Genomic DNA, 13,094 nt, shown 5'->3' on the forward strand with positions numbered 1-13,094 from the left:
GTGCCTTTTATGCTTCCTGCGCATCTACCGCACGATTGCGCAGCGCACGAGCCATACGGTCGCGCTGCTCGGTAACCGCACGGCGCAGGCCGCCGGCTAGGTCGCGCTGCAGGAAGGCATCAGCCTCATCCAGGCTCTGCTGCGAGATAGCCCAGGATGGGAACAAACCAGTCACGGAGGTCAGTCCGATCTCGGTGGACTGGGAAGCCCAAATCTTTTCTGCCACATCGAAGAACTCGGAAGTCGGCAACAGCTCGTCAGCGCCGGGGTAGGTAAGGCCCTCTAGCTTCGAAGTCAGCTCGCGGTTGCTCAGCTCGCCCTCGACAATTTCTTCCCACACCGCGCGCTTGTTTTCCGCGGTGTTGACCGCGGCGCGCGCACGCACTGCGGCTTGGTGGCCGGTTGCGGAGTTATCGCGCGCCAGCTGCGCATCGATGGCAGCCGGGACATCGTCAAGCGCGCCGTCGGCAGCCAGCGCTGCGATTGCGTACCAACGCAGGCCCTCGTCATCGGAGGAGTCCAAAACATCCTGCAGGAAGGCGCGGGTGCCTTCGGTCAGGCGAATCTTGGTCAGCGCCTGCGCGAAGACGATGGAACGCTCTGGGTCTTCGTCCTGCGTGCCGGCGAGCAGGGCGTCGGCAAGCAGCGTCGACTCCTTGGCCCACGCTGGGTCCGCGTAGTTGAATTGCGCCGAAGCCGCCTGCTGTACGATGCGCTCGAGCACCGCCAGCTCGGTCTCTGCCGCCGCGCCGCGCGCTACGAGCGCCACGAAGTCGCGGGCGCGCATGGTGCCGCCGCGGGTCATCTCCCATGCTGCGGACCAGCACAGAGTACGCGCCATTGGGTCGGCGAACTTGTCGATGTTTTCGACCATGAATTCCAGCGACTTGGAATCCAGCTCGATGAGCGCGTAAGTCAGATCATCGTCGTTTGGCAGCAGGAAGTCGATGTCTTGTTCCTTGCGGCCTACAAGCTGCGGAATATCGGTGTACTCGCCGTCGATATCCATCTCGATGCGATCGGTGCGAACGGCCTTGCCATCTACCAAGTTGTAGATGCCCACGCCTGCGCGGTGGGTGCGCAGCGTCTCGCCACACTGGACCAGCTGTGCGGTGGTGATGACCCCGGCGTCGTCAGTGTCTAGCTCAACTGCAAACGTGTTGATGCCGGTGGTCTTGAGCCATTGCTTAGCCCAGAAGCTCAAATCGCGGCCACTGGACTCGGCCAGGGAGGCAAGAAGATCGTCGAAGGTGGCATTAGAGAAAGCATGCGCCTTGAAGTGGCGGCGCACCCCGGCAAAGAAGTTCTCGCGGCCCACATAAGCCTGCAGCTGCTTGAGCACGGAAGCTCCCTTAGCGTAAGTGATGCCGTCGAAGTTCTGCTCCACGGTCTCGATGTCGGAGGCATCGGTGGAAATCGGGTGCGTGGTGGGCAGCTGATCCTGCTGATAAGCCCAGGACTTTTCCACGTTGGCGAAGGTGACCCATGCGGTGTCGTACTGGGTTTCCTCAGCCTGGGAGATGGCGGCGGACCAGGTGGCGAAGGACTCGTTGAGCCACAGGTCATCCCACCATTCCATGGTGACCAAGTCACCAAACCACATGTGCGCCAGCTCGTGGAGGATGGTGTCAGCGCGGCGCTCGTACTTGTAGTGGGTGGCCTTGGAGCTAAAGACGTACTCGTCGCGGATGGTCACGCAGCCGGCGTTCTCCATGGCGCCGGCGTTGAACTCCGGCACGAAGATTTGGTCATACTTGCCAAAGGGATAAGCAAAGCCGAAGTTACGGTGGTAGAAGTCGAAGCCCTGCTTGGTTTCAGTAAGGATGCGCTCTGCGTCAAGGTGCTCTGCTAGGGAGGCGCGGCAGTAGACCGCCAGCGGGACGGAAACCTTCTCAGCGGCATTGCCTTCTGGGTGCTCAGTTAGTTCGCCGTTCCAGGTATCGGTGACCTCGAAGTAGGGGCCGGCGCACAGGGCAACCAGGTAGGTAGAAAGCGGGTAATCAATCTCCGTGGACCAGGTTTGGGCACCAGCCTTGCCCTCGATTGGTGCGACGGTGGTGGGGCCATTGGTGATGATTGTCCAGTCTGCCGGGGCATCGAAAGCCAGCGAATAAGTGGCCTTCATATTGGGCTGGTCGAAGCAAGCGAAGACGCGCTTGGCATCGGCAGTTTCAAACTGGGTGTAGAGGTAAACCTTGCCGTCTGCTGGATCGACGAAGCGGTGTAGGCCCTCACCGGTGTGGGAATAAGGAATCTTGGCTACAACCTTGAGCTCATAATCTGCTACCTGCAGCCCGGACAGCGGGATTCCGTACTCGGCCTCATAAGCCTTGGTGGGCAGGGGAGCGCCGTTCAAGCGAACCTCTAGCAGCTCCTCGCCGCGCAGATCGATGAACGTGGAGCCAGCCTGCTTGGCGCGAAAGGTCACGGTAGTCGTGGAGATGAAATGCGTTTCGGAATTAACCTTGGAACTAACAAGGTCTAGGTGGACGTCGTAGTGGGAAACGTCGATCATCTGTGAGCGGCGCGTGGCCTCTTCGCGAGTGAGGTTAATCGAGGTCATAGGCTAATTACTCCTCCTTGTAGCAATTGAGTTTCTGCATCCACCCTAGTCGTGCCCGTAGGGTGGGAAAGGCCAGTTAGCAATGAATTTGTATAAAAGGAGTCCACATGGCTGAGTCTGTGAAGTTTTGGTTCGATTGCAGCTGCCCGTTTGCTTGGGCCACCTCCCGTTGGATCAAGGAAGTAGAAAAGGTCCGCGATATCGAGGTCACCTTCGTGCCGATGTCGCTTTCCGTGCTTAACGACGGCCGCGATTTGGACCCGGATTACATGGAAATGATGAAGGCAAACTGGGGCCCGGCCCGCGTCGCCACGAAGATCGCCGTCGCGGCCCCTGAAAAGGTCGATGCCTATTACACCGCGATGGGCAATCTCATCCACGGCCAGGAACAGGGCGGTAAGAAAGGCTTCGGCGCTTATGATGAAATCATTGCGCAGGCGCTGGAAGAGGCTGGCTTGCCGCCAGATTACGCCGAGGTGGCAAACACAGAGGATGTTGACGATAAGCTGCGCGAGTTCCACAATGCCGCCATCAACGAGGTCGGCGATGAAGTAGGAACCCCAGTGGTCAAGCTCGGCGATACCGCATTCTTCGGCCCGGTAATCACCCGCGTGCCAGAAGGTGAGGAAGCCGGCGAAATCTTCGATGCTTCCGTCCGTCTCGCGCAGTACCCATATTTCTTCGAACTAAAGCGCACCCGCACCGAAATGCCGCAGGTGAGTCAGAAGTAACTTGGGCTAGCACCCCGAACTTAATGCTTGACGCGGGTGTTTGCCCATGCCGCGAAAGCAAATACTGCTGAAAATGCCGTGACGAACGGGATGAAAAAGCTCAGCAGGGCAAAGCCCCCGGCACCCACCATGAGGTTCCGGGGCTTTGGGCTGTCTGTGCTCATTCCCGTGACCAGTGCCAGAGCGGCCATGACAAAGGGGGCGATGCGCGAGACGACGATCATGGCAGCGCGCGCAGTCTCCGGCGAGACGCTGAGCGAATCGAGGCGCTCCTGGAACAAGAAGGTCCAAAGGACCTCGACCAAGACCAAGACGGTAAAGGCCAAGCCGATGACGAAGTAACGCTTGCCGGTGCGGGAAGGCTCGTTGAGGTGCAGATTCGTGGTGGAGAGGAACAACAGCACCAGCAACGTGGCTATGGGCGCCACCATGCCTGCGATGTTGATGATGGGCAGCGTCATCTGCGCGGAGTATTCCTCCCACGCTGAGTGCGCCCAGGTAGCCCACGACGCCGCGCCAATCAGTGCAGTAATTCCCACCCGGAGGTCACGGTGCGCGGGGAAGCAGTAGAACGCTCCGAGCACGATGTGGGTGAGGGTAATCAACATAGTGCCCACGAGCGGCCCCACAAAGGGCGGAAAAATGAGCGGAAAAATCGCTAGCAAGAACACGCTGGCGATGAAGATGCCAATTACTAGTCGGGTGTCGAAGCGGTCATTCATGGGGGCGCCGCCACCTTTCATCAGAGGTATCCCTGGAGGCATGCATTAACGGGGGTTGATTATTGCTAGAACGTCGATCATAGCAACAGGGCTGCTCGCGAGACTGTAGTATCTGGGGCATGCGCGTTTATTTAGGAGCAGACCACGCAGGGTTCGAGATGAAGAACGTCATCGTTGAACACCTGAAGAAGCAGGGCCACGACGTCATCGATTGTGGCGCACACGTTTACGACGCTGAGGATGATTACCCAGCTTTTTGCATTGAGGCGGCACTGCGTACCGTCAACGATCCCGGTTCCTTGGGCATCGTGCTCGGTGGTTCCGGCAACGGTGAGCAGATTGCAGCCAACAAGGTAAAGGGCGCACGATGCGCACTGGCTTGGTCCCCAGAAACCGCCCGCTTGGCTCGCGAGCACAACAACGCTCAGCTGATCGGCATCGGCGGCCGCATGCACTCTGAAGAAGAAGCACTGGCCATCGTGGATGCTTTCCTCGAGCAGGAGTGGTCCGCGGCGGATCGCCACCAGCGCCGCATCGACATCCTGGCTGAGTACGAGCGCACTGAGATTCCCCCGGAACTGCCTGAGGCTTAGTTCCTTCAAGGTGCCTTCTAGGAGCCTTAAAGTACCAAAACTGCTAAACGCGCCTTCACTTTTCTTCGCCCGCTCACTGGATGTGGGGGGACAAGGGGAGATGAAGGCGCTTTTTAGATGCCTAGCTAAGCTGACTCGTGCTGTCTAGTTTTCGCGCTGCTTAGCTAGCGTTGAACTCGTTCGGGTGCGGGCCGCCGCGGCCTTCCTCGCCAAGATCCAGATCCGTGATGGCAGCCATCTCATCCTCGGTTAGCTCAAAGCCAAAGACGTCGAAGTTTTCCGCAATGCGCTCTGGGTTCGCGGACTTCGGGAACAAGATGACGTCATTTTGCAGGTGCCAGCGGATGATGACCTGCGCAGGGGAGACCCCATATTTCTTGGCAGGCTCGGTAATCTCATCAATCTCGAAAAGGTCCGTCTGGCCCTGGCCGAGTGGGCCCCACGCCTCAATCTTGACGCCGTGTGCACGGAAAGCGTCCAATTCGCGCCAACGCTGTAGGTACGGGTGCAGCTCAACCTGGTTGACCACCGGGGTAACAGAGGTGTGGGTTTCCAGCTGCTCTAAGTGCTCGAGCTCGAAGTTGGAAACGCCGATGGATTTGGCCTTGCCGGCCTTTTGCAGCTCAATCATCTGCTTCCATGCCTCGACGTAGTTGCCGTTTTCTGGGCATGGCCAGTGGATGAGATAAAGATCGACGTAGTCGAGGCCTAGCTTCTGCAAAGACTCATCGAGGGCCTCTGCGGCGTTGGTCTGGCTATCGTTCCACAGCTTGGTGGTAATAAATAGCTCCTCGCGCGGAATATCGGAGTTAGCGATGGCGCGGCCTACGCCCTCCTCGTTGCCATAAACGGCAGCGGTATCGATGTGGCGATAGCCCACGCGCAGGGCTTCAGCGACGAGCTCTTCGGTCTTTTCTGGATCGACCTTGAAGACGCCGAAGCCAAGCTGTGGGATTTCGTTACCGTCGTGGAGTTTCATCATTGGTACAGACATGGCTCCCAGACTACGTTGCGAGTGAACAACTTAGCAGAAGCCAAGCTCAGCGGAACAAAATAGCCACGAAAATTTACGTATTAATTATTGCTCGGGTGGGGCAGTTGCTGGGCGCCCAGTGTGGGGGCGAGAACTAGAAATCGAAATCGAAGTCAAAGAGACCGTCGTCGCCATCGCCGCCGTCGAAGAGGCCGTCGAAGAGTCCGCCGCCATCTTCGCCGTCACCGCCCGTGTCTCCGGCGATGTCACCACCGCCTAACTCGCCGCCGCCCCAGTCGCCGCTTTCAGCAGCTGCTGCCGAGTAGCCAATGCCGGACATGCCGCTGAACATGGCATTGAACATCATGGAGTAGCCCATCATCCATACGCCGGTGCTCAGTGCGTCGGCCCACCATGGGCGGGAGTACCAACCAGCCGGAACCGGGCGGCCTGCAACCACGCCGCCGGGGTAGTAGTTCGGCGTCTCGCTGGATGCATAAGGCGAAGCGGTAATCGTCTGGCCGTCTGCCTCAACTGTGCGCTTTTCAGTGACCTTGCCAGCCTGGCGCTGGCCCTCCAACGGTGGGAGCTCTGGACCTGCATCCATGCCCATGATTTCGCGCGCTGCGTTGACATAGTGCATGCCCTCTAGCGCGGATTCGCGCGCCAGATTCGCCTGCTTGACGGTGTTGGCGCGGGAAATCGCGGCATTGGCCGCGGTGAAACGCTCGGAAGCATCTGCCATGGCTTGTGTGGAAGCAGCGTCGGTGCCGGAAATCTGCATGACCTGACCACCCAGGCGCTCAGTCCAGCGGCGGGCATCTGCCAATGCGTCCTCGAAGCGCTGCGCTTCAAGCTCTTCGCGCCTTTTCTTCTGTCCGCGCGAAGCAAAGTAGGCGGCGCCGCCGCCGACGGCAATAAGCAGGATAATTGGTGTCAAGAAAACTCACTTCCAAATCTTGATGGGCAACACACGTTGAACGCCTTCCAAGCCTAGTTAGTTCCCCACGTTGACGGGCCCGGTTTTATTTTCTGCCGGCAAGTGCGCTAAAGTGGTTCGCACGTCAAACATCGCTGGATGTTGGACTGTGGGAATGTCGTATAGTGGCTAATACCTCAGCCTTCCAAGCTGAAGACGCGGGTTCGATTCCCGTCATTCCCTCCAATTTTTAAATCTCGAGTCAACGTTTCATGCAAATGTTGGCTCGAGATTTGTCGTTTTCCACCTTGCGGCCAAATCCAAGTGAAGGGGGTATAAAGCGTGCTTGTTTGGCCGAAACCCCCAAATGGTGAGGTGACAAACCTACATGGTGAGGTCTAAAAGGTGAGGTCAGTAGACTCCAGCCACAGCCGTTATCACCAGGCACAGAATTGACGGCGCGACCTCACCATCTAGGAATGGGCAACCTCACCATCTGGTTTAGGGCAAGGCCCACGCCCCACAGTGCGATGTTGTGGGGCTTCGCTGAACGGGCTGCGGAGACGTTGCCGATGCAGTGGGTCGATGCAGTGGAACGGCGCCGCAAAACAAGCGCTAAAACTCGCGCTTTAAGGCGTTAATTTGCATAATTGACCGTTGTGACGGGGAGGAAATTAATAGCTTTTAACCTGCGGAAATGCTCTTAAGTGGGGGTCGGTGTTAGGTCATTTGGAGATATGCCGCTACACTATTTCGAGTATGCAACGCACCCACGGCGAAAAGCATGACATGTTTTAGAAGATCGTGGAGGCCTACATACGGGGCGTGGCGCAGTTTGGTAGCGCACCTGCTTTGGGAGCAGGGGGTCGCAGGTTCAAATCCTGTCGCCCCGACGTATGGGGGTCTGGGAATACCCTTAAAGTATTTCCAGACCCCTTATTTACATTCTGAACCAATTTATGCCAGGAGAGTTTCTCGTGAAGACCACCGTAGACAAGCTGAGCGATACCCGCGTCAAGCTCACCGTCAACGTTCCGTTTGCTGAGCTGGACAAGGAAATCGATCAGGCCTACGCGGCGATCGCACAACAGGTTTCTATCCCAGGTTTCCGTAAGGGTAAGGCTCCGCGCCAGCTTATCGACGCCCGCTTTGGTCGCGGCCCGATTCTCGAGCAGGTTGTCAATGACATGCTGCCGACCCGTTACGAGCAGGCAGTTCAGGAAAACGACCTGAAGGTTATCGGCCAGCCAGAGGTTGACATCGCGAAGATAGAGGACAACGACTTCGTCGAGTTCACCGCTGAGGTTGACATCCGCCCGGAGATCGAGGTTCCGGACTTCTCCAAGCTGTCTGTTACCGTTCCGGCTCTGGAGGCTAAGGAAGAGGACGTCGACAAGGCTCTCGAGGACTTGGCAGCACGCTTTGGTGAGCTCAAGGACACCAAGCGCAAGATGAAGACCGGCGACTTCGCCATCATCGACATCGTTACCGAGATCGACGGCGAGAAGCTGGAAGAGGCATCCTACGAAGGCATGTCCTACCAGATTGGTGATGACGACCTCATCAAGGGCCTTGACACCGCACTGCGCGGCATGAAGACCGACGAGGACAACGAGTTCACCTCCACCATCCAGTCCGGTGACCACGCTGGTGAAGAAGCAACCATCAAGGTTCACGTTCAGCAGACCAAGGAGCGCAAGCTTCCGGAACTGGACGATGAGTTCGCACAGATGGCTTCCGAGTTCGACACCATGGACGAGCTGCGCGAGTCCACCAAGACCCGTGTTGAGGAGTCCAAGAAGGCTGAGCAGGCTGCGAACATCCGCGACGAGGTTCTGAAGGCTGCTCTCGACGGCGTTAAGTTCGAGCTGCCGACCTCCGTCGTTGACGAGCAGGTTCACGCACAGCTGCACCAGATCCTGGGCCAGCTGGCTCACGACGAGAAGGCATTCGCACAGCTGCTTGAGGCGCAGGGCACCACCCGCGAGGAGTTTGATAAGGAAGCTCGCGAGTCCGCTGAAGAGTCCGTCCGCACCCAGCTGTTCCTGGATGCCGTTGCTGAGGAAGAGCAGCCTGAGGTCTCCCAGCAGGAGCTGACCGACCACATCCTGTTCACCGCTCAGTCCTACGGCATGGACCCGAACCAGTTCATTCAGCAGCTGCAGTCCAATGGCCAGATTGCAAACCTCTTCTCTGATGTTCGCCGTGGCAAGGCTCTCGCAGCCGCTATCTGCCGCGTTGACGTCAAGGACGAGGACGGCAACAAGGTTGACGTCGACCAGTACTTCGGCGAGGTCGAAGAAGAGGGCGCTGAAGATGCTACCGAGGAGAAGTAGGTTTCTTTCGTAGCGAGCGGTTTCTAGCGCACTAGCAAACCCCGGATTCATGAATGAGTCCGGGGTTTGCGTGATCGTGAACGCCCTCTAGAGATGTGCGTGGGTCCTAGCTGGTTAAGGCATTGTCCACCAGAGCCAGGAAGCGCATGACGTAGTCCTTTACAAATTCTGCGGTGTGTTCATTAAGACGGCCCGAGTCTTCGAAAAGGGTGGGTGATTGGCCGAGGAATACCTCGGGCTGCCCAGGAAAAGGCATATCAAAGTAAGACAGGGCCAATCGGAGGTTCTTTTGTGAGCTATACCCACCCATGCGCCCTACAGAATGGCTGATGATTCCTGCGGGGAGGTTCTTCCAAGCCACATCTGAGTTGGGTTTAGAACCGATGTCCACCGCGTTTTTGAGGCATGCGGGGATTGTGCGGTTGTTTTCGGGCGTAATGAAAAGGACTCCGCTAGAGTTCTTGATGGTGTCGCGGAAGGTGGTGTACTCGGCCGGAGTTGGCTTGTCCGTGACCGCGGGATCATCGTAGTCGAAGTCATAAAGGGGTAAGTTGCGGATTTCGAGGATGTTTGCCTCGTAGTCTTTCGGGATCATTGTGAGTACTTCGTGCGCAATCTTGCGCGCAATTGATCCGCGACGCAGGCTACCTACGATAACGGTGATGCGTGGGGTGGAAGTCATGCTGAACCTTCTTTCTTCATTGGGGCTGGATTAAGGGAGAAAAGGCTTGCAACCGAAAGCTGGGGGCGGGCCGGCACTGTGGGCGGCAGCGAGAAATCCCTCTATTTTGTCATCTTCTTCATTGCGGAAATACAGTTCAATGAGGCCCAAGAGCCCTCCCAGGACGGCCTCGCGTGCGGCCGAGCTTTGTAGCAGCCGCAATGCCGCAGGTTGGTTTCCTTCACGAATAGTCTCAAACAATGCAATGGTTTCAAGCCAGCTTCCTTGGTCTGGTCGTGGGAAGGGTTTAGAAATCCCAGTCATCATCACTCGTTTCTTCAGCGGTACCAATGACATAGGAGGAGCCTGAACCAGAGAAGAAGTCATGGTTCTCGTCTGCTCCAGGAGCTAGGGCGGCGAGAATTTCTGGGTTAACTTCCGTTTCCTCAGGTGGGAAGTAATCTGGGTAGCCCAAGTTCATCAGGGCCTTATTTGCGTTATAGCGAACGAAGACGGCCACATCGTCCATGAGTCCTAATGGTTCATATAGTTCGCCGGAGTATTCCAGCTCTAGGGAATAGAGCTCCTCGAGCAAAGAGATGGTGAAATTCTTCATCTCTTTTTGCCTTTGAGGAGAAGAAGATTCTAGGCCACGCTGGTATTTATATCCCGAGTAGTAACCGTGTACTGCCTTGTCACGCAGAATGAGGCGAATCATGTCTGCCGTATTGGTCAGGGTGGCGTGGACAGAAAAGTGTAAGGGGAGATAGAAACCCGCGTATAGAAGGAGCGAAGAAAGAAGCGTCGATGATACCTTGCGCTTGAGCGGATCCGGCCCGAAATAGTGCGTGAGGACTTTCTTGGCACGTGCTTGGAGAAGGTCATTATTCACCGCCCAGCGGTAGGCTTCGTCAATTTCCTTTGTGCTGCTTAGCGTAGAAAACACTGAAGAATAAGAACGGGCGTGAACTGATTGCATGAAGGCAATGTTGGTGTAAACGGCCTGCTCATGCTCGGTGCGGGCGTCTTGAATTTGGCAGATTTCTCCCACGGTAGCCTGCACGGTATCTAAAGTGGTCAGGCCTGTGAACACCCGCATGGTGAGGTTACGCTCTGAGGGCGTCATTTTCTGCCAGGCTGAGAGATCATTAGAAAGCGGCACTTTCTCCGGCAGCCAGAAATTGGCGGTGAGCCGGTTCCATACTTCAAGATCCTTTTCGTCACTCACACGGTTCCAATTGATGGGGCGGATGCGGGCTGAGGGATCATGTCGGAAGCTCGGAGGCGTAACAGAGATGCTAGTTAACGCAGCAGCGTTCGATGCTGAAGTCATTACTTTTTCCTTTCGGGTGAATTGGTAGTGCAAAAGATGGGAGGGCAGCGCTCCTATAAAGCGCAGGAGACGCAGCCTTCGACCTCAGTGCCTTGGAGCGCGGATTGGCGTAAACGGATGTAGTACAAGGTCTTGATGCCGGCCTTCCAGGCATAGATTTGCGCCCTGTTGATATCCCTAGTGGTGCTGTCGGCAGTAAAGAACAAGGTCAGAGAAAGGCCTTGGTCCACGTGCTGCGTGGCCATGGCGTAGGTATCAATGATTTTCTCGTATCCCACGGTGAAAGAGTCCTCGAAATACTCCACATTGTCGTTGGTCATTTCCGGTGCGGGGAAATACACGCGCCCCAATCGGCCTTCCTTGCGAATTTCGATCTTGGAGGCAATCGGGTGGATGGATGCAGTCGAATCATTGATGTAGGCAATTGATCCAGTGGGTGGAACTGCCTGTAGATAGGCGTTATATATTCCGTCTCGGGCCACCTGATTCTTTAATTTCAGCCAGTCCTCGCGTGTAGGAATCCGCACGCCTGCTTCATGGAAAAGCTGCTCTACTCGCTTGGTGGCAGGGACCCATTCCTGTTTGAGATACTTGTCGAAGAATGCGCCGGAGGCATAAGCAGAGTCTTCAAAACCCTGGAATCGCTGACCTTTCTCTACCGCTAACGCATGGGATGTGCGCAGCGCATGATAGGTCACAGTCAGGAAATAGAAGTTGGTAAAGTCCAAAGCCTCGGCGCAGCCATAGGGAATCCGTTTGGAAGCAAGGAAACCATGGAGATTCATCTGCCCCAAACCAATCGCGTGCATGGATTTATTGCCTTTAGCAATGGAAGGAACTGCTTCGATATCGGTAAGATCTGAGACTTGGGTGAGCGCGCGCACTGCGGTTTCTACAGTTGCTCCAAAATCCGGTGATGCAAAGGCCTTAGCGATGTTGAGCGAACCCAGATTGCATGAAATGTCTTGGCCGATGGTGGCGTAGTTGCCAGATGGGCCAAAAGTGGATGGCGCGTTGACTTGAAGGATCTCGCTACACAGGTTGGACATATTGATACGCCCTTTGAGGGGATTAGAGCGATTGACCGTATCTTCGAAGAGGATATAGGGGTATCCAGATTCAAATTGAAGCTCAGCAAGCGTAGTGAAAAACTCCCTGGCCTTGATGGTGGTGTGCGAAATTCGCGGATTGGTCACCAGCTCGTCGTAATGCTCGGTGATAGACATGTCGGACATGGGCACGCCGTATTCGCGAGCAATGTCATAAGGACTAAACAGATGCATGTCCTTGTTCTCTTTGGCCAGGCGAAACGTTATATCCGGAATAACGACACCCAGTGAAAGGGTCTTGATGCGAACTTTTTCATCTGCATTTTCCCGTTTGGTATCGAGGAAGCGAAGAATATCTGGGTGATGCGCATGCAGGTAGACAGCCCCAGCGCCCTGGCGGGCCCCCAGTTGGTTGGCATAGCTGAAACTATCTTCCAGAATCTTCATAACTGGGACTACGCCGGATGCTTGGTTCTCAATCTTTTTGATCGGGGCTCCGGATTCGCGCAGATTGCTTAGCAATAGGGCCACGCCACCGCCGCGTTTTGATAGCTGTAGCGCGGAGTTCACACTGCGGCCAATGCTTTCCAAGTTGTCTTCTATTCGCAGGAGGAAGCAAGACACCATTTCGCCGCGCTGAGCCTTGCCTGCGTTGAGAAAAGTAGGGGTGGCGGGCTGGAATCGTCCGGACATGATGTCGTCCACCAGTTTCTCTGCAAGAACTTTGTCGCCTTGTGCCAGGTAAAGAGCTGTGGTGGTGACGCGTTCTTCGTAGCCTTCAAGGAGTGTTGAGCCGTCAAAGGTTTTTAGCGCGTAGGAAGTAAAGAACTTAAATGCGCCGAGGAATGTGCGGAACCGATGCTGGGCGCGATGTGCTCTGTCATATATGGCGCACAGGAACTCGTCCTCGTAAAGTTCGAGGAAACCCCGCTCGTAGTATTCATTATCTACTAACCATTCCAGGCGTTCCGTGGTGGAGCTAAATGTGCGCATGCGGGGAGCAACATGGTGGGTTAAATAATCCTGTACTGCCTCAATATCTTTGTCGAACTGAATTCTCCCGGAAGAATCGAATAAGTTCAGCTGCGCGTTGAGCGCATGGTAACTTTTGCGCTTACCAACGCCGCCTTCGTCGTTAGCACCGGTGGTGATGCGATGGGCTGCGTCAACAGGCTGCGTGGGTGTGGTCTGCGGAGGGGTCATTGTGTAGTCCA

Annotated in this window: 10 protein-coding genes and 2 tRNA genes; 5 read left to right on the forward strand and 7 right to left on the reverse strand. The window is 56.2% G+C overall.

Going from position 1 to position 13,094, the window contains the following annotated elements; genetic code table 11:
• Positions 1-7: 7 nt before the first annotated feature.
• The gene (gene pepN, locus HMPREF3158_RS08280) at positions 8-2,563 is read right to left on the reverse strand and encodes an aminopeptidase N (RefSeq protein ID WP_070498035.1); all 2,556 of its coding nucleotides are present in this window, start codon (positions 2,561-2,563) and stop codon (positions 8-10) included.
• Between the two features lie 107 nt (positions 2,564-2,670).
• Here pepN and HMPREF3158_RS08285 point away from each other — a divergent pair, with 107 nt between their 5' ends.
• Positions 2,671-3,294, forward strand: a complete 624-nt coding sequence (locus HMPREF3158_RS08285; protein WP_062037564.1) for a mycothiol-dependent nitroreductase Rv2466c family protein — start codon at positions 2,671-2,673, stop codon at positions 3,292-3,294.
• Positions 3,295-3,314: 20 nt separating this feature from the next.
• Here HMPREF3158_RS08285 and HMPREF3158_RS08290 read toward each other — a convergent pair whose 3' ends face one another.
• Positions 3,315-4,016, reverse strand: a complete 702-nt coding sequence (locus HMPREF3158_RS08290; protein ID WP_062037568.1) for a hypothetical protein — start codon at positions 4,014-4,016, stop codon at positions 3,315-3,317.
• Between the two features lie 119 nt (positions 4,017-4,135).
• Between HMPREF3158_RS08290 and HMPREF3158_RS08295 the strand changes: the two genes are divergently transcribed.
• Positions 4,136-4,609: a ribose-5-phosphate isomerase gene (locus HMPREF3158_RS08295; protein WP_061924185.1), complete on the forward strand. Its 474-nt coding sequence runs from the start codon at positions 4,136-4,138 to the stop codon at positions 4,607-4,609.
• A gap of 160 nt (positions 4,610-4,769) precedes the next feature.
• On the opposite strand, the gene HMPREF3158_RS08300 is transcribed toward HMPREF3158_RS08295, so the two are convergent.
• Positions 4,770-5,603 carry an aldo/keto reductase gene (locus HMPREF3158_RS08300; protein ID WP_062037572.1) on the reverse strand — a complete coding sequence of 278 codons (834 nt, stop codon included), beginning with the start codon at positions 5,601-5,603 and terminating at the stop codon, positions 4,770-4,772.
• Between the two features lie 133 nt (positions 5,604-5,736).
• Entirely contained in the window at positions 5,737-6,522 is a 786-nt protein-coding gene (locus HMPREF3158_RS08305; protein WP_062037575.1) for a hypothetical protein, read from the reverse strand.
• Between the two features lie 150 nt (positions 6,523-6,672).
• Between HMPREF3158_RS08305 and HMPREF3158_RS08310 the strand changes: the two genes are divergently transcribed.
• The 3 genes from HMPREF3158_RS08310 to tig all read left to right on the forward strand — a co-directional run bounded on the left by HMPREF3158_RS08310 (position 6,673) and on the right by tig (position 8,837).
• Positions 6,673-6,747 (forward strand) — tRNA-Gly (locus tag HMPREF3158_RS08310).
• 573 nt (positions 6,748-7,320) lie between these two features.
• Positions 7,321-7,394 (forward strand) — tRNA-Pro (locus HMPREF3158_RS08315).
• A gap of 84 nt (positions 7,395-7,478) precedes the next feature.
• A complete protein-coding gene (gene tig / locus HMPREF3158_RS08320) occupies positions 7,479-8,837 on the forward strand; it encodes a trigger factor (protein WP_061924176.1) in 1,359 nt (452 codons plus the stop codon).
• Positions 8,838-8,943: 106 nt separating this feature from the next.
• On the opposite strand, the gene HMPREF3158_RS08325 is transcribed toward tig, so the two are convergent.
• The 3 genes from HMPREF3158_RS08325 to nrdE all read right to left on the reverse strand — a co-directional run bounded on the left by HMPREF3158_RS08325 (position 8,944) and on the right by nrdE (position 13,083).
• Positions 8,944-9,519 carry an NADPH-dependent FMN reductase gene (locus tag HMPREF3158_RS08325; RefSeq protein WP_061924173.1) on the reverse strand — a complete coding sequence of 192 codons (576 nt, stop codon included), beginning with the start codon at positions 9,517-9,519 and terminating at the stop codon, positions 8,944-8,946.
• 286 nt (positions 9,520-9,805) lie between these two features.
• Positions 9,806-10,831, reverse strand: a complete 1,026-nt coding sequence (nrdF, locus tag HMPREF3158_RS08330; RefSeq protein ID WP_082787678.1) for a class 1b ribonucleoside-diphosphate reductase subunit beta — start codon at positions 10,829-10,831, stop codon at positions 9,806-9,808.
• Positions 10,832-10,884: 53 nt separating this feature from the next.
• Entirely contained in the window at positions 10,885-13,083 is a 2,199-nt protein-coding gene (gene nrdE / locus HMPREF3158_RS08335) for a class 1b ribonucleoside-diphosphate reductase subunit alpha (protein ID WP_062037791.1), read from the reverse strand.
• Positions 13,084-13,094 lie beyond the last annotated feature (11 nt).

The organism is Corynebacterium sp. HMSC06G04 (assembly GCF_001807365.1).
GTDB lineage: Bacteria > Actinomycetota > Actinomycetes > Mycobacteriales > Mycobacteriaceae > Corynebacterium > Corynebacterium simulans.

What these genes read in the sequence shown, in the direction of transcription:
- pepN (WP_070498035.1), bottom strand. Translation starts at nt 2,563, where the DNA reads ATGACCTCGATTAACCTCACTCGCGAAGAGGCCACGCGCCGCTCACAG.
- HMPREF3158_RS08285 (WP_062037564.1), top strand. Translation starts at nt 2,671, where the DNA reads ATGGCTGAGTCTGTGAAGTTTTGGTTCGATTGCAGCTGCCCGTTTGCT.
- HMPREF3158_RS08290 (WP_062037568.1), bottom strand. Translation starts at nt 4,016, where the DNA reads ATGAATGACCGCTTCGACACCCGACTAGTAATTGGCATCTTCATCGCC.
- HMPREF3158_RS08295 (WP_061924185.1), top strand. Translation starts at nt 4,136, where the DNA reads ATGCGCGTTTATTTAGGAGCAGACCACGCAGGGTTCGAGATGAAGAAC.
- HMPREF3158_RS08300 (WP_062037572.1), bottom strand. Translation starts at nt 5,603, where the DNA reads ATGTCTGTACCAATGATGAAACTCCACGACGGTAACGAAATCCCACAG.
- HMPREF3158_RS08325 (WP_061924173.1), bottom strand. Translation starts at nt 9,519, where the DNA reads ATGACTTCCACCCCACGCATCACCGTTATCGTAGGTAGCCTGCGTCGC.
- nrdF (WP_082787678.1), bottom strand. Translation starts at nt 10,831, where the DNA reads ATGACTTCAGCATCGAACGCTGCTGCGTTAACTAGCATCTCTGTTACG.
- nrdE (WP_062037791.1), bottom strand. Translation starts at nt 13,083, where the DNA reads ATGACCCCTCCGCAGACCACACCCACGCAGCCTGTTGACGCAGCCCAT.